Genomic DNA, 20744 nt, shown 5'->3' with positions numbered 1-20744 from the left:
ATGACCACCGACCTCGCCCCCGGCCCGGCACGCCAGATCGTCCCGCCGGAGGACCGGTACGCGACCGAACTCGCCTTCCTCGCCGCATACGACACCGGCCCGCGCCCGCCCGCCTGGCGGCTGACGCCCCGCGCCGTCGTCACCTTCGTGATGGGCAGCGAGGGGCGCGCCCTCGCGCTGCCCACCGACGCGGTCGTCCCGGACGGGGTGCCGCGACGCCTTGAGATCACCGGCAAGTTCGTGGGGGAGCGCGCACTGGTGGAGCGGTGTGTCGTCACGCTCGCCGGGGAGCGGGGCCTGCTGCTCGTCGGCGAGCCGGGCACCGCCAAGTCGATGCTGTCCGAGCTGCTGTCGGCCGCCGTGTGCGGCACCAGCGGGCTGACGGTGCAGGGCACGGCGGGGACGACCGAGGACCAGCTCAAGTACGGCTGGAACTACGCCCTGTTGCTGGCTCAGGGGCCCAGCAGGCAGGCGCTGGTGCCTTCTCCGGTGCTCACCGCGATGACGCGCGGGGCCATCGCGCGTGTCGAGGAGGTCACCCGCTGTCTGCCGGAGGTGCAGGACGCGCTGGTGTCGCTGCTGTCCGAGCGGCGCATGGCGGTCCCCGAACTCGCGGGCGGTGAGGACGCGTTGGCCCACGCGGCACCCGGCTTCAATCTCGTCGCCACCGCCAACCTCCGGGACAAGGGCGTCTCCGAGATGTCCGCCGCGCTCAAGCGCCGGTTCAACTTCGAGACGGTGGGCCCGATCTCGGATCTCGACGCCGAGACCGCGCTGGTGCGCGGGCAGGCCCGGGCGGCGGTCGAGCGCTCTGGCGCCGCCTTCCAGGTGGACGACGCGGTGCTGGAGGCTCTGGTCACCGCGTTCCGGGACCTGCGCGAGGGACGGTCGGCGGAGGGCTGGGAGGTGGAGCGTCCCTCCACCGTGATGAGCACGGCGGAGGCGGTGTCCGTCGCGGGCGCGCTGGGGCTGGCCGCCGCCTACTTCCCCGGGGACCGTGACGTGCTCGGCCTGCTGCCGGGTCACCTGCTCGGCGTCGTACGCAAGGACGACCCGGCGGACGCGGCCCGGCTGCGCGGCTACTGGGACGGTCCGGTACGGCGCCGGGCCGAGCAGGGCTCCGCCACCTGGCGCACCCTGTGGGACCTGCGCACGGTACTGGAGGGCTGAACACCGTGTCGCACGCATCCCCCGAGGCGGCGGTGGCCGCCCTGACCGACCCGGCGGCGCCGTATCTGATCGGGGTACGGCACCACGCGCCCTCGCTGGCGGCGGCCGTACCGGCACTGCTGGACGCGGCGAAGCCGGACGTGCTCCTCGTGGAGCTGCCCGCCGAACTGGAGGAGTGGCTGCCGTGGCTCGCGCACGCGGAGACGCGGGCGCCGGTCGCGCTGGCGGCGGCGCCCGCGGGCGGGGGCGTGGGGCCGACGGGCGGAGGCATGGGGCCGGCTTTCTATCCGTTCGCGGACTTCTCGCCGGAGCTGGCGGCGGTGCGGTGGGCTGCCCGGGAGGGGGTGCCGGTGCGCACCTGCGATCTGCCGCTGGCCGACCGGGCGTGGGCGGGCGAGGAGACGGCACGGCAGGCCGCGTCCGGTCCCGGCATCACCGCCGCTCTCCGTGCCCGGCTGACCGGGCGCCCGGACGACGACCTCTGGGACCGGCTGGTCGAGGCCGCCGCGCCCGGTTCGCCGCCGGAGGCGCTGCGGCGCGCGGCGCTGCTGACGGGGTGGGCGCTGCGCGCGGAGGCGGCGGCCTCGGGCGGGGTGCCGGAGCTGGATCTGCGCCGGGAGAACTGGATGCGGTCCCGGCTGGCCGCCGCCACGGCCGACGGGCAGCGGGCCGCCGTGGTCGTGGGCGCCTTCCACGCCCCGGCGCTGCTGGCACCGGCCGAGGGCACTGGCGTACAGCCGCCCTCGGCCACGACGTGGACCACCTCCCTCATCCCCTACACCTATGCCCTGCTGGACGAGCGCTCCGGTTACCCCGCAGGCATCCGCGACCCCGAGTGGCAGCACCTGGTGCTCGACGCGGCAGGCGATCCCTCGGCCCTGACGGACGCGCTGACCGGCGCCGCGGTGCGGATCTGCGCCGAGCTGCGGGCGCTCGGGCATCCCTCGGGGCCCGCCGACGCTCGGGAGATCACCCGCCTCGCCGGTGATCTCGCCCGGCTGCGGGGGCTGCCCGCGGCGGGCCGGGGCGAACTGGTGGAGGCGGTGCAGACGGTGCTCGCGCAGGGCGAGCCGTACGGGCGGGGCCGGGCCGTGGCGCGGGCGATGGAGCGCGTGCTCGTCGGTACCCGGGCGGGGCGCCCGGCGCCGGGCGCGCCCCGCAGCGGTCTCGCCCCCGCCGTGGAGGCGGAGTTGGCGGACCTGGGGCTGCCCGGCCCCGCCGGCCCGGGCGCCGCCCGCGACCTGCGTCTGGACCCGCTCCGTTCGGCGCTGGACGCCCGCCGGGAGGTGCTGCTGCGCCGCCTGACGGTGTGCGGGGTGCCGTACGCCGAGCCCAGGGAGGTCGGTGCGGCCGGTGGCGGCGAGGCGTTGAGCTCCCGCTGGGAGGTGCGCTGGACGCCCGCCACGGCGGCCATGCTCAACGCGGCCGGGGTCCGGGGTGTGACCTCGGCCCAGGCCGCCGAGGGACTGCTGCGCGAGCGGCTGCGCGCGGAGCGGGACGAGGGCGGCCCCACGGCGGACCAGTCGCTGCGGGGCCTGGAGGAGGCGGCGCGGTGCGGGCTGCCGGGGCTCGTCGAGGAGCGCGTGGAGGACATCGCGTCCGCCCTGCCCGACTCGGGCACGCTGCCCGAACTCCTGGCGGGGCTGGCCCTGTTGGACCGCCTGCGGGCCGGTCACATCGCCGGAGGGGACTTGCCGGACGGGGACACGAAGACGCGTCTGACCGCCGTCGCCGAACTGCTGACCACGGCGGCCGTACGGCAGGTCGACGGTCTCGCAGGCTCCGACGACCCGGCCGACGCCCGCGCTCTGCTCGAACTCGCCCACCGCGCCGATGTGTTCGGCGGCATCCGGCTCACGGACGCGCTCGCCCGGCTGGCCCGCGAGGGCTCCCCGCTGATGCGCGGGGCTGCCGGAGCCGTCCGGGTACTGCTCGGACACGAGGAGCCGCAGGCACTCGGCGACCGGGTGGCGTCGTGGGTGGACGGCGCGACCGACACCGCGAGCCGTACGGCGCTCACCGGCCGGCTGACCGGGCTGCTCACGGCCGCCGGACCCCTGCTGGAGTCCGCTTCCCCCGCCCTGGAGCCGCTCCTTGACCGGGTGTCGGCCCTGTCCGACGCGGACTTCCTCTCCCGCCTCCCGGCCCTGCGCGGCGGCTTCGACACGCTGAGCCCGGCGGCGCGCGAGCGGCTGCTGTCCACGGTGGAGGAGCGGCTGGGGACGCACCACCTCGCGGACACGGGCGCGGTCGATCCCGTGGCGCTGGCACGGTGGACGCGGGCGGACCTGGCCGCGCGGGAGGCGCTGGCGGCGGTGGGGCTGCTGCCGGAGCCGGGGCGGACGGTTCCGGGGACGGACGCGGACGCCCCCTGCCTGTCGGACGAGCCGGTCCCGGCCTCTGCCGGACACATCGCCCCGGCCGACCGCTGGCGACTGGTGCTGGGGCGCCGTCGCGATCAGCTCCCGCCCTCCGCGCGCCGATGGGCGACCGCGCTGGACGAGCTGTACGGCACGGGACGCGGTGAGGGCAGCCGGGGCGATCTCACCGGGCGCGGGCCCGGCTCTGGCGGCAGCCGGGAGGCGCCGTATCCCGGGGTGCGGGAGTGGTCGCAGGAGCTGGCGGCGCTGTTCGGACCGGGTGTCCGCGAGGAGGTGCTGGCGGCGGCCGCGGCGGCGGGCCGCACGGACGTCTACGCGGAACTCGACGCGGACAGCGTCCGCCCCTCCGTGGACCTGCTCCGCTCGGTGCTGCGGCACGCGGGCGGGCTGCCCGAGGCGCGGCTCGCGACGCTGCGGCCGCTGGTACGGCGCCTGGTGGAGGCGCTGACCCGGGAGCTGGCGACCCGGCTGCGACCCGCGCTGCACGGCACCGCCCTCCCCCGGCCGAGCCGGCGCCCCGGCGGCGGTCTCGATCTGCCCCGGACGCTGCGGGCCAACCTGGCCACGGCGCGCCGGGCGCCGGACGGCACGGTGACGGTGATCCCCGAGCGACCGGTGTTCCGCACCCGGGCCCGCAGGGCGGCCGACTGGCGGCTCATCCTGGTCACGGACGTGTCGGGCTCCATGGAGGCGTCCACGATCTGGGCGGCGCTCACCGCCTCCGTGCTGGCCGGGGTGCCCACCCTGTCCACGCATTTCCTGGCCTTCTCCACCGAGGTGATCGACCTGACCGAGCGGGTCGAGGACCCGCTCTCGCTGCTGCTGGAGGTGAGCGTCGGCGGCGGTACGCACATCGCGGCGGGGCTGCGGCACGCGCGTGAGCTGGTCACCGTCCCCTCGCGGACGCTGGTCGTGGTGATCAGCGACTTCGAGGAGGGCTACCCGGTCGGCGGCCTGCTGAGCGAGGTCCGCACGCTGATCGGCGCGGGCTGCCATGTCCTGGGCTGCGCGAGCCTGGACGACGCGGGCCGCCCGCGCTACTCGACCGGCGTGGCGGGCCAGTTGGTCGCGGCCGGGATGCCGGTGGCCGCCCTCAGCCCCCTCGAACTCGCGCGCTGGATAGGGGAGAAGATCGCATGAGCACCCAACTTCCGCCCGTCGCACCTGAGGTGACCGCCGCGCTGGTCGAGGGGCTCTCTCCCCGGCTGCGCAAGCGGCTGGACGCGGGCATCGCCAAGCTGGCGGACCGCCCGGTGGACCGCGAGGGCGACACCGTACGCATCGCCGTCGACGACACCACGTACGTCGAACTCCACGCGCCCGGCGGGGCGGTGACGTCTGCGGACGCGGTCCGCTGTGGATGCCTGCTGGCGCCGGACTGTCTGCACCGGGCGGCGGCAGCGTCGGCGGCGCCGGTGGCGGAACTGCCGCTCGCCGCAGAGCCGTTGTCCGGCTCCCCGACAGAGGCTCAGGACTCCGAGGCGCCCGGCCCCGAGCGGGCCGCCCCCGACCAGCTCGCCGCCGCACGCGCCGTGTGGACGGCGGCGGCCGCCGTGCTCGACGCGGGTGCCGACGGCTGCGGAGCCGTCCTCCAGGCGGAGTTGCTGCGCGCCGCGCACACCGCGCGCCTGGCCGGTCTGCACCGTGTCGCCGCCGCCTCGTCGTCGGTGGTCACCGCGCTGCGCGCGGCCCGCTCGGCCGACCCGTCGTACCGGCTCGCGGACCTCGTCGCGGCACTGGGCGATGTGCTCGCGGTGTCCCATCGTCTCCCGTCCGCCGAGGGCTCCGAGCTGGCCGCCCTGCGCGGCACCGCTCGCCGGCCGTACCGCCCGGACGGCTCGCTGCGGCTGTACGGCTTGTTCACCGAGCCGGTGCTCACGGCGAACGGGTACGCGGGCGCGGTGACCTGGACGGCCGACGCGCACGGCAGGCTCTACCAGGTGCCGGACGTGGCCCCCGGCGGCGCGGCCCGTGCGGTGGGCGCCGCCGACCGCGCGGTACGGCTCGGCGACACGGCCCTCACCCACCGCGAGCTGTCCCGGGCGGGGCTCGCGGTCTCCGGCGCGACGGTCTCCCCGACGGGCCGGCTGGGTGCGGGCGCCACCGTGCGCGCGGTACGCGCCCCCGGCGCCGGCTGGCGCGCGGACCCGCTGGACCGGCTCTGGCACGTCCCTCTGGCGGACCAGCTCGCCCACGCCCTGACGCCCGACTCCCCCGGGCTGCTCTTCCTGGAGGTGACTTTCACGGGAACGGTCCGCGAGTCGGCGGGCGACTGCCTCCTGGCCGCCTCCGACGGCATCACTCTCCGTCTGACCGCGGCCCACGACGACCCCGCCCTCCCCCACCGCGACAACCTCCGCCTCCTGGCCGCCGCCACCGACGGGCCCCTGCGCGTGATCGCCCGTCTGATCCCGGCCTCGCACCCCCGGGCCACCCTGCTGGCGACGGAACACCCGACCACCCCGGGCGCGCACGTGGACGTGGGCCTGGACCGCCTGCAGAAGGCGGACCTTCCGCCCCACGCTCCTGTCCCGCACCCGGCTCCCCCGTCCGACGAACCCCCGGTCCATCTCCTCGTCCGCCGCGTCCACCAGACCGCGGCGGGCGGCCGCCGTGCCCTGGCCCATCCCGGCTCCGGCGGCGCCACCGACCTTCGCCACCTCGCCGCCCACGGTCTCCCGACGGCGGCGGCCCTCCTGACGGAGCTGCACTCCTCGGCGACGACCCGCTCCCGCGACGCGTTCGGGCGTCTGCTGCCGGCCGACCCGACGCGTTTCACCGAGGCATGGCTGAAGGCCCGGGAGTACACGGTGGCGCTGGACAGGGCGTTGTGCGTGGCGGGCTGGACCGCGTGACGGGGTAAACCGCTCGACAACCCCGGACTCCAGCCGGAAAAGTTCCTCGCCGTGACGAGCAGCGAAGTGTGGAGCCGTGCCACCGCCGAGCGGTACGACGAGGAGGACGCCGAGATGTTCTCCCCTTCCGTACTCGGTCCGGCCCTCGACTTCCTGGCCGAACTGGCGGGTCACGGACCGGCGTTGGAGTTCGCCATCGGGACCGGCCGTGTCGGGGTGCCGCTGCGGGAGCGGGGTGTGCCGGTGACCGGCGTCGAGCTGTCCACGCACATGGCGGCGGTGCTGCGCCGGAAGGTGGACGAGGAGACGCTGCCGGTGGTCCTCGGGGACATGGCGAGCACGGTCGTTCCGGGCGAGTTCACCCTGGTCTACCTCGTCTACAACACGATCTCGAACCTGCTCACCCAGGACGAACAGGTGGAGTGCTTCCGCAACGCCGCGCGCCATCTGGCGCCCGGCGGCCGCTTCGTCATCGAACTGAACGTGCCCCCGCTGCGGTTCCTGCCGCCCGGTGCTGCCGCCGTTCCGTTCGACGTGTCGGAGCACCACCTCGGCTTCGACACGTTCGACCTGGTCGAGCAGATCCTCGTCTCGCACCATCTGACCCGCGACGCCGAGGACGGCCGCTACCGCCGCGACGCCTCCCGGCACCGCTACGCCTGGCCGGCCGAGCTGGACCTGATGGCGCGGCTGGCCGGGCTCGAACCGGAGCGGCGCGTGGCGGACTGGGACGGGACGCCGTTCACGGCCGACTCCCCGAAGCACGTGTCCGTCTGGCGCAAGCCGGCCTGACCCGGCCGTCGTCGCTCAGAGGGGCAGCACGGGCCGGGTGGAGAAGTCCTCCCACATGTCCTCGCCGTCCTCGCCGTAGACGAGTTCGGCCATGGACGGATTGCGGTTGGCCGTGGCGAGCGGCAGCCAGCCCAGGAACATCCCGTACCCGCCGCACACCGACTCGCCCCCGTCCCCGCCGTGCACGGCACCGGTGTCCTGGCTCAGCTCGGCGGAGTACGTGTCGTGCGCGATGCGCAGGCCGAAGGCGTTGCGGTCGTTGTGCGGGCCGGAGCTGTCGCCGTACGGGATCCGGTCGAGCGGGCACGCGTCGCCCCACCGGAACAGCGTGCCCGCCCCGACGCCGCACGCGTGCTCCCACTCGTCGGCGCTGGGCATCCGCAGCCCGCGCGCGGCGAGCGCGTCCGGCATGTCGGCGGGCGGCTCGGTCAGCGCCTCGGCCTCGACGGCCATCAGGACGGTCGGCACGGTGACGGTCCGCCGGGGGCTGAGCACCTGCGAGAGGTGGGTCCGCGGATCGGGGCCGTAGGCGAGTCCCTGCGCCAGGCTCTCGGCGTGGTCGGCCTCCTGCTCCGCCGTGGGCCGCCAGGCAATCAGGTCGAAGCCGACCGTGACCCGGCCCCCGGGGATCAGCGCGAACTCCTGACCGTCCCGCTCGACGAGCACCCGATGCCACGGTCCACCGTGGTGCTCCCCGACGCCGACCTCGCTCACCGATCCCCCGACCCGCTCAGCCGTCTCCTCGGCCAACCGGCGCGCCGTGGACGTGTGGAGGGACCGCCACCCGGTGAAGTCGAGATCATCGAGAACCATGCGGTGCAGTCTCCCACGCACGCCCGTCGCCGCCCCACGTCGCCTTCTCGTGGTGCGCAGGGGTCCGCGGGGTCAGCCCGTCTTCGGCGGCCTCTGCGTGTCGAAGGCGAAGAGCGTGTTCTTCGCCGCGGCCACGACCAGCGCCCGCCCCGCGACGGTCACGCGCGCGCTCACCCCTTGTTCCCCCGTGAAGCCGTCGGCCCGCGGCCCCGTCGACCACAGGGTCGTGCCGTCGCGCGGCGACAGGGCGACCACCCGGCCGGTGGCCGAGCTGAAGTACAGGGCCCCGGCTCCCGCCACGGGTCCCGACGCGCCCTCCACGTCCGTCTGCCGGGACCACTTCGCGCGGCCGGTCGCGGGGTCGAGTGCCGTGACGCGACCGGTCTGCCCGCTCACGTAGAGGGTGCCGTCGACCATGCCGGGCGTTCCCCGGTACGTCCTGGCCAGCCGGGAGTACGCGACCTTCCGCGAGGCCGCGTCGACCCGCACCACCCCGTCGTACCCCACCGACGGCGCCGCTTCCTCCACCGGCTGCCGAAGGAGGACGAGCCGGCCGTCGGCGACGCCCATCGGCACGGCGGGTCCGTCGACCGCGATGGGCGCGCCCAGGGACCCCGAGGTCCGGTCGAGCGGGTAAAGGACCGGGTGGCGCACCTCCGGGGCGTCCGCCTCCGCGTCCGTCGCGCACATCGCGAAGAGCCGTGCGCCGGCCGGGACGGGAGCGCACTGCGTGCCCGCGGGAAACGGCGTCGTCCAGCGGATCTCGCCGCTGTGCGCGTCGCGGGCCTCGAAGCGGGAGTTGGCGCCGTCGACCGACACGACGGCGGAACCGATCACGAGGGCGTCCCGGGTCTGCCCCGTGACCGCCTGCGACTGGGCGCCGGACGGCGCGGACCACAGCTCCCGGCCGCTGCGCGCGTCCAGGGCCACGACCTCTTCGGGAGGGGACTGCGGGTCGTCCTGCGCGGCGACGCGGTATCCGAGGACGGTGTCGTCGGTGGCGCCGGCCATGTACATCCCGTGGGCGGGGACGCCCGGGCTCGTCACCGTCCACACCCGCGAGCCGTCCCCGGCCCTGACGCGGGTCGCGACGACACCGCCGCCCCCGCAGTAGAGCGCGTCGCCGTGCGCGACGCACCGCAGTTCGTCGGGGAGGTCCTGACCGCCCCGCACGGTCGTGCGCCACGGCCTGAAGCCGCTGGGAAGCGCGGCTCCCGACGCCGTGACGCTGCCGCCCTTGCCACCGCCGTCGCCCCCGAGGCGGCCCCCGCTCAGCGCGGCGACTCCCCCGCCGATCGCCGCCACCGCGACCGCGGCCGCGAGCACGGGCCGCCACCGACCGCGCGGACGGCGGCCGACGGGGGTGCCGGCACGTGCCGCGCTTGCCACGTCCGCAGCGGGCGACGCGGAGGGCGGGGTGGCCGGCGCAGGAGTGACCGGTGCCGAGGTGACCGGTGCGGGAGCGGTCGTGGCCGGGGTGTCCGGCGTGGCGGAGTGGTGCTGGGTGATCATGTCGCGGGTGCGGCCCGCGCCGACCGCCTTCGCTTCGGTCCCGCCGAGGTCGACCGGCAGGTCCCGCAGCAGCACGAGGAGTTCGTCCGCCGAGGGGCGTCCGCCCGGCTCCTTGTCCAGGCACGGCTCCACGACCGCGCGCAGAGCGGCGGGCACGGCGTCGAGCGAGGGCTCGTCGTGCACCACCTGGTACGCCGTGATGTAGGGGCTGTCCGCGTCGAAGGGCCCGCGTCCCGTCGCCGCGTACACCAGCAGCGTGCCCATCGAGAAGACGTCCGACCGCGGCCCCACGTCACGCGGCGACTGCAACTGCTCCGGCGACATGAAGGGCGGCGTTCCGATGACGCGCCCCGTCATCGTCAGGGTCTCCTGGTCCACGGCGCGCGAGATGCCGAAGTCGATGACGCGCGGACCCTCGGGCGAGAGCACGACGTTCGAGGGCTTCAGGTCACGGTGGACGACCCCCACCCGGTGGATGTCGCGCAGCGCCTCCGCCATCCCGATGGCGAGCCGCCGCAGCTCAGCCCCGCTCAACGGGCCCTGCGTGGCGCAGTGTTCGGCGAGCGTGCGCCCCTCGATGTAGGCCGTCGCCATCCACGGCTGTTCGGCCTCGGGGGCGGCGTCGACCACGGCGGCGGTGAACGCCCCGCTCACCCGCCGCGCCGCCGCCACCTCCTGCCGGAAACGGGTACGGAACTCGTCGTCCTCCGCGAACTGCCGGTGGATCAGCTTGATCGCGACGGGCCGTCCCGAACTCGTACGACCCAGGAAGACCGTCCCCATGCCGCCCGAGCCGAGCCGCGCCTCCAGTGGATAACCACCGATCTCGGCTGGATCACCATCGCGCAGCGACACCGTCCCCGACCTCCCGCTTCCCCGCACCTCAGCCACCGCGGGCCTGCGTACCCGCCGTGCACAAACTAGCCGCAGGGGGGTACGGCACGGCGACGCGGGTGACGATCGGAGAGCCGTCCGCGCTCCCGCCGAAGCGGGTCTCTGCGGGGGGAGCGAGTAACTCCTCCTCCCAGAGGGAGAGTTCACGCAGAGACACCCCCCGTGTCCCTGCGCGGGCGACCCGGTGACACCGCCCCGGCCCCGGAGACCGCCGGCAACGGAATCGACGGGGCCCGGGTGGGCGCCCCTTTCCCCGACGGCGGACAATGAGTTGCCCGGAGCCTTCGCAGGTTGAGTCCGGAGCAGAATCAGGGCAACGGCGGTGCATCACGCCGGACGGAACCTCAGGAGGGGAAGCGTGACCGAGACCAGCGACACCCGAGCCGCCGCCGGTGAGGCCGAAGAGGCACCACCGAGCCGGCTCCGGCGCCTGATGCGCTACATCCCCCTCGTCGCCCCCGTCCTGCTGTGGGCGGTGCCCTGCTGGGTGCTCCTGTACGGCGGCCAGCACTGGCCACTCCCCGCGACACTGACCGGCACCGCGCTGTTCGTCCTCGGTCTGATCGGTATGCCGCTCGCCATGGCGCGCGGCCACGGGCGGCGTCAGCAGGACTGGGCGGCGATCGTGGGGGACACGCTGCTGGGCGCCACATGGGTCCTGTTCACCTGGTCCGTCCTGCTCGGCGTCCTGCTGCGGCTCGCCCTGACCGTGGCCGGCGTGGGTGACGGTCAGGACCGGGCGCGCATCGTCACCTGGGCCGTGCTCGGCGTGGCCGCCGTGCTGCTCGCCTGGGGTTACACCGAGGCCCGCCGCGTGCCCCGCGTGCGCCGGCTCGACGTGCGCCTCCCACGGCTCGGCGCCGGGCTGGACGGCACCCGGGTCGCCCTGATCACCGACACGCACTACGGCCCGCTCGACCGCGCCCGCTGGTCGGAGCGGGTCTGCGAGACGGTGAACACCCTGGAGGCCGACCTGGTCTGCCACACCGGCGACATCGCGGACGGCACGGCCGAACGCCGCCGCGCCCAGGCCGCCCCGCTCGGCACCGTGCGGGCCACCCGGGCCCGCGTCTACGTCACCGGCAACCACGAGTACTACAGCGAGGCCCAGGGCTGGGTCGACCTGATGGACGAGCTGGGCTGGGAGCCGCTGCGCAACCGCCATCTGCTGCTCGAACGCGGCGGCGACACGCTCGTGGTCGCCGGCGTGGACGACGTCACCGCCGAGTCCTCCGGCCTGCCGGGCCACCGTGCGAACCTCGCCGACGCCCTGGACGGCGCCGACCCCGGCCTCCCCGTCCTCCTCCTCGCCCACCAGCCCAAGTTCGTCGACCGCGCGGCCGCCCACGGCGTCGACCTCCAGCTCTCCGGCCACACCCACGGCGGCCAGATCTGGCCCTTCCACCACCTGGTCCGCCTGGACCAGCCCGCCCTCGCCGGCCTCACCCACCACGGCCTCCGCACCCTCCTCTACACCAGCCGCGGCACCGGCTTCTGGGGCCCGCCGTTCCGCGTCTTCGCCCCCAGCGAGATCACCCTGCTCGTCCTCCGCTCCGCGCCGCAGCCCGCCGCGGCTTAGGGCCTGGCGTCGCCCCGCAGGCGGGAGTTCGACGACAGGCCCTACGACGGGCCGTCCCAGCAACCCGGCAGCAAGTCGAAGGAGTACCGGTCATGACCGCGTTCCCCAACGCTCCGCACGTCAGGACCACCCCCGAGGGCATCCGGTGGGAACCCTCCGAGCGCTGGGTGCGCGGCCGTGCGGGCGACACCACGGTCGTCGACAGCCGGCGTCCCGTGCTCGTGTGGGAGCCCGGGACGCCGGTGCCGCTGTACGCCTTCCCGCGCGAGGAAGTACGGGAGGACCTGCTCCGCCCGGCGAAGAACCCGCCCCTGGGCACGCACAGCGGATCGCAGGTCTTCTACGACCTCGAACTCGACGGCGGCCCGAGGGAGAACGCCGCCTGGACCTTCCCGTCCGAGGACCTGGCCGGGCACGTCGCCTTCGAGTGGTTCGCGCGGGTGGGCCGGGGCCTGGACCACTGGTACGAGGAGGAAGAGGAGATCTTCGTCCACCCCCGCGACCCGCACAAGCGGGTGGACGCCCTCCCGAGCAGCCGCCACGTCCAGGTCGCGATCGACGGCACGGTCGTCGCCGACACCCGGCGCCCGGTGCTGCTCTTCGAGACCGGCCTGCCGACGCGGTACTACATCCCGCGCGAGGACGTACGCCTGGACCTGTTCGAGCACACCGACCACAGCACCGGGTGCCCGTACAAGGGCACCGCCGCGTACTGGTCCTGGCGGGGTGAGGGCGATGTCCCGCCGAATGTCGTCTGGAGCTACCCCCACCCGCTGCCCGCCGTCGGCGCCGTCAAGGACCTCCTCGCCTTCTACAACGAGGCGGTCGACATCACCGTGGACGGCGAACGCGTGGAGCGCCCCGTCACCCCGTTCACCAGGCGGTCGCCGGGTGCGGACTCCTGACCCGCCGCGACTTTGCCGATCCTTTACAACCCGCCCCGCCGCTGTCTCGTCTCTCCGCTCGACCATCATGAAGCCCGCCCGGCCCCGCGCCGGGCGGGCCGACGAAAGAGAGCGATTCATGCGCCGAACAGTCCTCAGCGCCACGGCGGCCGCCTGCGTCGCCGTGCTGGCGAGCACGGTGCCCGCGTTCGCCCACGGGGGGACCCCGGCCCCCCGTCCCTCCGCGCCGTCCACCGCCGTGCCGTCGACGCGGCCGAGCGCCCCGGGCGGCACGGAGCCGAGCGCGGTCCCCACCCGGGTCCCGAGCACGGTCCCCAGCCGTAAGCCGGGCGCGGAGGCCACCCCGGTCCCGTCCGTCGCACCCGGCAAGGGACGCGGCCAGGTCGCCGTCGTGCCCAGCGGCGCTCCCGACACCGGGGAGACCACCGGCTCCGGCGACTCCGACCAGCACACCGCGCTGATCGGCGGCAGCGCCGTGGGCGCCCTCGCGGTGGGCGGCGCGGCGGTCTTCCTCGTGCGCCGCCGACGGGCGACCGGGGCATGACCCGTTTCTCCGGGCGCGCGCTCGTCGTGGCCGCGCTGGTCCCCCTGCTCGCGAGCTGCGCCGGCCACGACGGCACCGGAGTCTCCGCCGGAAGTCCCGTGGACACGCACGCGAGCGCGCCGCCCTCCAAGGGTCCGGTGAACTCCCCGGCAAAGCCCGGCCGTTCGGCACCCGCGCGGCTGCGGATTCCCGGGATCGGTGTCGACACCCCGGTCATGCGGCTGGGGCTGGACCGGGACGGCGGTGTGCAGGTGCCTCCGATCACGGCGCACGACCGGGCGGGCTGGTACGAGAACTCCCCGACGCCCGGCCGGACCGGGCCGTCGGTGATCCTCGGCCACGTCACGGTCGGTGCCTACGGCGACGGCGTCTTCCGCCATCTCGACCGACTGCGCCGGGGCGACGGGATCACGGTGCGCCTGGAGAACGGCACGTCGGCCCGGTTCACGGTCACCTCCGTACGGACCGTCGCCAAGGCCGACTTCCCGACGAAGGCGGTCTACGGCGACGTCGACCGGCCCGAGTTGCGGCTCATCACGTGCGGCGGTCCCCGTACCGGCGACGGCTATCGCGACAACGTGATCGTCTTCGCCGCGTCCGGCACCGCGCGCCACTGACCGGCCGCCACCACACGGTCCCGGGCCGACGGAACGTACGCCGTCGGCTCGGGGTCCTACCCGTGGGTGCCCCGGGCCCGCCCGGTCCGGAAGGGTGCCCCCTCCCCCATGGAGAACGTTGAAACGGTCCCGAGAGAAGGCGGCGGCAGAGCTGTTCGCCGCCCTCTACCCGCGCCTGGCCGGCTGGTGCCGCCGTCTGGTCGACGACGACGAGACGGCCCACGAGATCGCCTCGGAGGCGTTCACCCGCCTCTGGGCACGCTGGACGTCCGTGTCGGAGCCCCGGGGCTTCCTCTACGTCACGGCCGCCAACCTCGTCCGGGACCACTGGCGGCACCTGGAGCGCGAACGCAGGGCCATGCGCCGCGCCACCGTGGAGGCGTCCGTCCTGCCGCCCGCCGAGCAGGCCGACCCCTCGGTCCGCCTGCTCGTCCAGGCGCTCCCCGAACGGCTGCGCATACCGACTCTGCTGCACTACTACGCTGACCTGCCGATACGGGAGGTGGCCATGCTGACGGGGCGCAAGGAAGGGACCGTCAAGGCCGACCTGCACGCGGCCCGCGAACTGCTCCGCGCCCATCTGAGGAGAAGCCTTGACCACATACAGTGACGACGGTCCCGACTTCGACCCCGACGACCCCCTCGCCGTCATCCTGCGCCCGCCCACCGCACACCTCGCCCCTCCCCCGGGCCGCTACGAGGAGATCCGCCGGGGCGCGACCCGCCGCCGCGTCCTGCGCGCCGCCGCCGGCGCGGGCGCGACCTGCGCACTGGCCGCCCTCCTCGCCGTACCCCTCCTCCGCACGACCCACGAGCCCCCCGCCACCCCGACGGTCCCCCTGGCACCCCCGCCCGCGACCAGCCCTCCGGCCGTGCCGACCCCGGCCGCGTCGGACGCCCCGGGCCCCGTCACGCAGACCCCGACGGGCCCCACCCGCCGCACGTCCTCCCCCACCTCCCCGTCCGCCGTCCCGTCGGGCCGCGACTTCTCGGTCCCGTCGGTCCCCGTGGTCCCCACGGCACGCTCCCGCGGCGCCGCTCCGTCGGCGGACCCCGGGCGGTCCGAGGCGTCAGCGACGGTTTCACCGTCGCGCCGTAGCGGTTGAAGTCCCCTGGAGCCGCTGCGTCTTCGGCCGGTGCGTGATGCCGCCCTCCGCTATCGTCCGCCGGGACCGGCAACCGCGTGGGCGAACGGAAGGCGCGTGATGGGCAGGGCACCGACGGCCGGCGGTATGCCGGATGAACTGCGGCGACGCCTGGGACTGCCGGACGCCGTGGTGATCGGCCTGGGGTCGATGATCGGCGCCGGGATCTTCGCCGCGCTCGCCCCGGCCGCGCGTGCGGCGGGCTCGGGCCTGCTGACGGGCCTGGCCGTGGCCGCGGTCGTCGCGTACTGCAACGCGACCTCGTCGGCGCGGCTGGCCGCCCGGTACCCGGCCTCCGGCGGCACCTACGTCTACGGCCGGGAGCGGCTGGGCGCGTTCTGGGGGTATCTCGCCGGGTGGGCGTTCGTGGTGGGCAAGACCGCCTCGTGCGCGGCGATGGCGCTGACCGTCGGCGCGTACCTGTGGCCCGTGCAGGCCCACGCCGTCGCGGTGGCGGCGGTGGTGGCGCTGACGGGGGTGAACTACGCCGGGGTGCGGAAGTCGGCGTGGCTGACCCGCGTGATCGTCGCGCTCGTGCTGGCGGTGCTCGCCGCCGTCGTGACCGTCACCCTCACCTCCGGGGCGGCGATGGCCTCCCGGCTGGACCGGAGCGCCGACGCGTCGTTCGGCGGGGTACTGGAGGCGGCCGGCCTGCTGTTCTTCGCGTTCGCGGGCTACGCGCGCATCGCCACCCTCGGCGAGGAGGTACGCGACCCGGCCCGGACCATCCCCCGTGCCGTCCCGCTCGCGCTGGGCATCACCCTCGTCGTGTACGCCCTGGTCTCCGTCGCCGTGCTGACGGTGCTCGGTCCGGACCGTCTGGCCGGTGCCGCCGCGCCCTTGACGGAGGCGGTACGGGCGGCGGGCGCGGGTTGGCTGTCCCCCGTGGTCAGGGCGGGCGCGGCGGTGGCGGCTCTGGGTTCCCTGCTCGCGCTGATCCTCGGCGTCTCCCGCACCACGCTGGCCATGGCCCGCGACCGCCATCTGCCGCATGCCCTGGCGGCGGTGCATCCCCGTTTCAAGGTGCCGCACCGGGCGGAGCTGGCGGTCGGCGCGGTCGTGGCCGTGCTGGCGGCCGTGACGGACGTACGCGGCGCGATCGGTTTCTCCTCGTTCGGCGTCCTGGTGTACTACGCCCTCGCCAACGCCTCCGCCCTCACCCTCACCCCCGAGGAGGGCCGCCCGCCCCGCCCGGTCCCCGTCCTCGGCCTCGCCGGATGCGTGGTTCTCGCCGTCGCGCTCCCGTCGGCGTCGGTGGTCGCCGGGGCAGGGGTGGTGGCGGTCGGCGCGGCGGCGTACGGCATCCGGCGGGCTCCGTTCGGTCGGTGAGCCGTCTGACGCGGGCGGGGGCACCCCGCTCGGAACCCGGGCGGAGCGGTCGACGCCGACCTCCTTCATCGCCTCCACGGCCGCCGGGCTGACGGAGTCGGCCGGAGCGGAACCGGCCGGGCGGACCTCGCCGCGGCCCTCGGCAGGCCGGGTGAGGAAGGCGGCGGTCACCCGCGAGCGGCCGGCGGCGTGGAGGTGGACGAACGCGTCTGCGCGCCGTGACCCCCGGACAGCTCAGCGGGCCGGGTTCCTCGTCGGCTGGTCGGCGGGGGCGATCGGGACGTAGCCGGCGGAGCGTCCGTTCTCGTCGAGCAGGTGGCCGACCAACTTGACCGTTCCGAAAACCAGTTGGCGCGACAGCGGGCGGATTCCGGGGAAGCGTGCCGCGAGTTCCTGTTCGAAGCGGCGTTGCTCGGAGGGGTGGTGGGTCACCACGTAGGCGACCAGGTTGGCGTCTCCCAGCGTCACCGCGCACATCCGGACCTGCGGGAGTTCGGCCAACGTCGGCACCACCTTGGGGAGTTCGGCGGGCGGGACGTCTAGCCAGAGCATGGTGCCCAGTGCGTGACCGTTGAGGTGGGGAGAGACGTCGCAGCGCAGGACGAGCCGGCCGTCCGAGCACAGGCGGGACAGACGGCGGCGCAGGCTGGTGGCCGGCAGGCCGGTGCGGGCGGCCAGTTCGGCGAGCGGCATCCGGCCGTCGGCGCCGAGCGCCTGGGCGATGGCGAGGTCGGTGTCCCAGTCCGCCGGTGGCACGGCGGACGGGAGCGCGCCCTTGCGGTCGCCGACCGTCGCGGCGAGGGCGCGGCGCTGCTCGGGATCGAGCGCGCCGTCGCGCCAGCGGCTGCCCTCCCGCAGGGTCCGCTCGACCAGGGAGGTCCGGGTGGACTGGACGCCCGGCACCGTGGCGATGTGCCGCAGCACGCACCGTCCCAGCTCCGCGGGGCCGAGCGCGGCCACCGTGAGCACCAGATCCGTACCGCCGGAGACGATCTCGACGGAGGCGACCCAGGGCTGTGCGGCCAGACGGGCGGCGACGTCCATGACATGACCGGCCAGGCAGTCGACCTCGACCAGCGCGGTGAGTCCGCGTCCCAGCCGGTCCACCGACAGATAGCAGGCCACCCAGGCGTCCCCGGAGGACGTCAGCGTGGCCCAGCGCCGCGACAGTGTGGCCGGGTCGACGCCCAACGGCCCCGCCAGCTTCGACCAGGGCGCACGCGGGGCGACTCGTACGGCATCGACAAGCGCCAGGTCGAGCTCGTCGATCATGGCGGATCCATGCACAGAGGAGGTCGTGGAGGCCGATTCATGCAGTCCGGTGTCACGGCGCACGAGGTTAGCCATTCTGTCGGCCACCTGTCACGCACTCGCCAGCCGCCGGGCCTCGCCCGGACGTTCCCCCAGGAGCCGCCCATGCCCCGGTCCGCCTCACGTGTCGTGGCTCTGCTGGTACTGCTCGAGTTCGGCAGCGGGATGCTCCAGGGCGGCTTTCCGGTGCTGCTACCCGGTCTGGCCGGCCGGCTGCACCTGGGGGCGGGGGACCAGTCCCTCGCCACGGGGGTCGAGTTCCTGGTCTCGGGCATGGTCGTACCGGTGACCTCCCGGCTCGGCGATCTCCTCGGCCACCGCCGCTGGCTGTGGCTCACCCTCCTGATCACGTTCGTCGGCTACGTGCTCACCTCGACCGCCGGATCGCTCACGATGCTGCTGGTCGGCCGGGCGCTCGCGGGCTTCCTGCCCTGCTGGCTTCCCTTGCAGTTCGCGCTGGTCCGCGACCTCGTCGGCCCCGAGCGGGGCGGGCGCGCGGTGGGGCAGTTGGTCGGCTCGCTGACCGTCGGCAGCATCGTCGGGGCCGTACTGGTAGGGCAGTTGGGATCGGAGTCCGGTGGACTGCGGCCGCTGCTCTGGGGATTGGCGGCGGTCCCGCTGCTCGGGCTGCTGCTGGTCGGCCTGGGGGTGCCGGAGTCGACCGTCCGGGCGTCGGGCCGGATGGACTGGCGGGGTGCGGTACTGCTCTCGCTCGGGCTGAGCCTGCTGTTCGGCTGCTTCAGCGGGGCCGGCGGTCTCGGTGCCGTCGGCGCGGTGGCGCTGCTGCTGGCCGGGGCCGGGATGTTCACGCTGTTCGTCCGGCACGAACGGCACACCGACACACCGCTGTTGGACCTGCGCGTGCTGACCGGACGGGCGACGGCGCCGGTGTTCGGCCTGAGTTTCCTGCTCGGCTGCGTGCTGTACGGCGCTCAGGCGCCCACCCGGAGCTTCCAGGCCGCGGACCCGGCGGTGACGGGGTACGGGCTGCGGGCCGACAGCGATCTGCTGGGCCTGCTCACCGTGCCGTCCGTGCTCGGCGCCCTGATCGGCGCGCTGGTCGCGGACCGGCTCGGGCGCCGGTTCGGCGTACGGCAGGTTCTGGTGGGCGGCTTCGCGCTGTCGGCCGTGGGCTACGTGGCGGTCGCGGCCTGGCACGGTACGGCGGCGAGTTTCGTGCCGACCGGTCTGCTGATCGGGTTCGGCGGTGGGCTCGCGCTGAGTCTGCTGCCGGCGCTGCTGATGCGGCGGCTGCCGGCCGAGCAGACGGGTGTCGGCACCGGCGTCTACAACACGCTCAAGACGCTCGCGGGCGCGGCGACCGGCGCGGCCGGCACGGCGTTGCTGAACGCGGTGGTGCTCCAGGCCGGGGTGCCGCGGGAGGGCGCGTACGTGGGGGTGTGGCTGGGCTGCGCGACGCTGGGCGCGCTGGGAGCGCCGGTGGCGCTGGCGTTGTGGGGAAGCGGCGGGGTCGGCGGGGTGCCCGTCGCCGTCGAGCCTGTGTGACCGACCGTTCTCGACGATCTGCCCCCCGCATGGCCCTGATCGTCCGCAGGTATCCGATCGTCCGCCCGTATCCGATCGTTCTCAAGGATCTGAAGGAGATGCTGTGACCAGCCTGACCGAGGCCGCGGCCGCGATACGTTCCGATCTGGTGGCGCTGCGCCGCGCGCTGCACCAGGAACCGGAGATCGGGCTCGATCTCCCGCTGACCCGGGCCAAGGTCCTGGAGGCGCTGGACGGACTGCCGCTGGAGATCACCCTGGGCCGCAGGCTCAGCTCGGTCGTCGCCGTGCTGCGCGGCGGGCGTCCGGGACCCGCCGTACTGCTGCGCGCCGACATGGACGCCCTTCCGGTCCAGGAGACCTCGGGCCTGCCGTACGCCTCGCGCATTCCGGGGGCGATGCACGCCTGCGGACACGATCTGCACACCGCCGCGCTGGTCGGCGCGGCGCGGCTGCTCGCGGAGCGGCGGGACGAGCTGGCGGGGGACGTGGTGTTCATGTTCCAGCCCGGCGAGGAGGGCTGCGGCGGTGCGCAGTTGATGATCGACGAGGGCGTGCTCGACGCGGCGGGTGAACGGGTCGCCGCCGCGTACGCGCTGCATGTCGGTGCGGCACTGCTCCCGCACGGATGGGTGGCGACCCGGCCCGGCCCTGTGATGGCGGCGGCCGACGTGCTGGCCGTGACCATGCGCGGACGGGGCGGCCACGGCTCGATGCCCCACACCGCGCTGGACCCGGTGCCCGCGGCGTGCGAGGCGGTGACCGCGCTCCAGGCGATGGTGACCCGGCGGTTCGACGCGTTCGACCCGGTGGTGGTCACGGTCGGGAGCTTCCACGCGGGAGCGACGGACAACGTCATCCCGGACAAGGCCGAATTCGCCGCCACCGTACGGTCGTTCTCACGGGAATCCCGCGAGCGGGTGCGGGCGGAGTCCCTGCGCCTCGTCCGTGGAATCGCGGCGGCGCACGGCCTGGAGGTGGACGCCGAGTTCCGCGAGGGCTACCCGGTGACGGTGAACGACCCGGCGGAGACGGCGTTCGCGGTGTCGGTGGCCCGGCAACTGGTCGGCGACGAACGCTGCGTGGAGATGCCGCACGCGATCACGGGGTCCGAGGACTTCGGCATGCTCGGCGAGCACGTCCCGTCCGCCTACCTGATGCTCGGCGCCTGCCCGCCGGACCTGGACCCGTTCACAGCGGCGTACAACCACTCCCCGGTCGCCGCCTTCGACGACTCGGTCCTGGACGTGGCCGCGGCGCTGCTGGCGGGCCTGGCGACGGGACGCCCGGCCAGGGGGTGACCGCATCGGCCGCTGAGGGCGGGTCAGGAGGGCGCGCGACGCCGACGAGGTGACGCTGCCGCTCTCGGTGCTCTCCCGACGACCACTCGCC

16 protein-coding genes are annotated in these 20744 nt (G+C 75.1%); 13 read left to right on the top strand and 3 right to left on the bottom strand.

The features are described 5' to 3' along the window. From ACWEEU_RS08205 to ACWEEU_RS08190, 4 genes are read left to right on the top strand one after another with little or no spacing between them, the layout of a single operon-like run. Positions 1-1170 (top strand): AAA family ATPase, encoded by a 1170-nt coding sequence (locus ACWEEU_RS08205; RefSeq protein WP_451729942.1) that lies wholly within the window; start codon positions 1-3, stop codon positions 1168-1170. A gap of 5 nt (positions 1171-1175) precedes the next feature. Beyond that, a complete protein-coding gene (locus ACWEEU_RS08200) occupies positions 1176-4691 on the top strand; it encodes a vWA domain-containing protein (protein ID WP_451729939.1) in 3516 nt (1171 codons plus the stop codon). Further along, entirely contained in the window at positions 4688-6406 is a 1719-nt protein-coding gene (locus ACWEEU_RS08195) for a hypothetical protein (RefSeq protein ID WP_451729936.1), read from the top strand. Before ACWEEU_RS08200 ends, ACWEEU_RS08195 begins: the two co-directional genes overlap by 4 nt. A gap of 51 nt (positions 6407-6457) precedes the next feature. Beyond that, positions 6458-7198 (top strand): class I SAM-dependent DNA methyltransferase, encoded by a 741-nt coding sequence (locus ACWEEU_RS08190; protein WP_451729933.1) that lies wholly within the window; start codon positions 6458-6460, stop codon positions 7196-7198. A gap of 15 nt (positions 7199-7213) precedes the next feature. On the opposite strand, the gene ACWEEU_RS08185 is transcribed toward ACWEEU_RS08190, so the two are convergent. Beyond that, entirely contained in the window at positions 7214-8011 is a 798-nt protein-coding gene (locus tag ACWEEU_RS08185; protein ID WP_451729930.1) for a hypothetical protein, read from the bottom strand. 72 nt (positions 8012-8083) lie between these two features. After that, entirely contained in the window at positions 8084-10378 is a 2295-nt protein-coding gene (locus tag ACWEEU_RS08180; protein WP_451729927.1) for a serine/threonine-protein kinase, read from the bottom strand. A gap of 397 nt (positions 10379-10775) precedes the next feature. Here ACWEEU_RS08180 and ACWEEU_RS08175 point away from each other — a divergent pair, with 397 nt between their 5' ends. The 7 genes from ACWEEU_RS08175 to ACWEEU_RS08145 all read left to right on the top strand — a co-directional run bounded on the left by ACWEEU_RS08175 (position 10776) and on the right by ACWEEU_RS08145 (position 16536). After that, on the top strand, positions 10776-11996 hold the full coding sequence (locus ACWEEU_RS08175; RefSeq protein ID WP_451729924.1) for a metallophosphoesterase: 1221 nt from the start codon (positions 10776-10778) through the stop codon (positions 11994-11996). A gap of 92 nt (positions 11997-12088) precedes the next feature. Then, entirely contained in the window at positions 12089-12901 is an 813-nt protein-coding gene (locus ACWEEU_RS08170) for a DUF427 domain-containing protein (RefSeq protein WP_451729921.1), read from the top strand. Positions 12902-13019: 118 nt separating this feature from the next. Continuing rightward, positions 13020-13445, top strand: coding sequence for a sortase-dependent protein (locus ACWEEU_RS08165; protein WP_451729918.1), 426 nt, complete (start codon positions 13020-13022; stop codon positions 13443-13445). Then, positions 13442-14062, top strand: coding sequence for a class F sortase (locus ACWEEU_RS08160; RefSeq protein WP_451729915.1), 621 nt, complete (start codon positions 13442-13444; stop codon positions 14060-14062). The genes ACWEEU_RS08165 and ACWEEU_RS08160 overlap by 4 nt, the downstream gene beginning before the upstream one ends. A gap of 118 nt (positions 14063-14180) precedes the next feature. Next, positions 14181-14672, top strand: coding sequence for an RNA polymerase sigma factor (locus ACWEEU_RS08155; RefSeq protein WP_385751548.1), 492 nt, complete (start codon positions 14181-14183; stop codon positions 14670-14672). Beyond that, positions 14656-15168, top strand: coding sequence for a hypothetical protein (locus tag ACWEEU_RS08150; RefSeq protein WP_451729912.1), 513 nt, complete (start codon positions 14656-14658; stop codon positions 15166-15168). Before ACWEEU_RS08155 ends, ACWEEU_RS08150 begins: the two co-directional genes overlap by 17 nt. Before the next feature lie 99 nt (positions 15169-15267). Then, the gene (locus ACWEEU_RS08145) at positions 15268-16536 is read left to right on the top strand and encodes an APC family permease (RefSeq protein WP_451729909.1); all 1269 of its coding nucleotides are present in this window, start codon (positions 15268-15270) and stop codon (positions 16534-16536) included. Between the two features lie 234 nt (positions 16537-16770). Here ACWEEU_RS08145 and ACWEEU_RS08140 read toward each other — a convergent pair whose 3' ends face one another. Continuing rightward, a complete protein-coding gene (locus tag ACWEEU_RS08140) occupies positions 16771-17808 on the bottom strand; it encodes an Lrp/AsnC family transcriptional regulator (protein ID WP_451729906.1) in 1038 nt (345 codons plus the stop codon). 144 nt (positions 17809-17952) lie between these two features. Between ACWEEU_RS08140 and ACWEEU_RS08135 the strand changes: the two genes are divergently transcribed. Both ACWEEU_RS08135 and ACWEEU_RS08130 read left to right on the top strand, forming a co-directional pair. Continuing rightward, positions 17953-19353 carry an MFS transporter gene (locus ACWEEU_RS08135; RefSeq protein WP_451729903.1) on the top strand — a complete coding sequence of 467 codons (1401 nt, stop codon included), beginning with the start codon at positions 17953-17955 and terminating at the stop codon, positions 19351-19353. A 112-nt stretch (positions 19354-19465) separates the two neighbouring features. Further along, a complete protein-coding gene (locus ACWEEU_RS08130) occupies positions 19466-20653 on the top strand; it encodes a M20 metallopeptidase family protein (protein ID WP_451730468.1) in 1188 nt (395 codons plus the stop codon). The last annotated feature ends 91 nt before the right edge of the window (positions 20654-20744 follow it).

It is taken from the genome of Streptomyces sp. NPDC005004, from assembly GCF_053600675.1.
The sequence above is the reverse complement of the archived record's forward strand: the minus strand, read 5'-3'. Positions and strand labels throughout refer to the sequence as shown.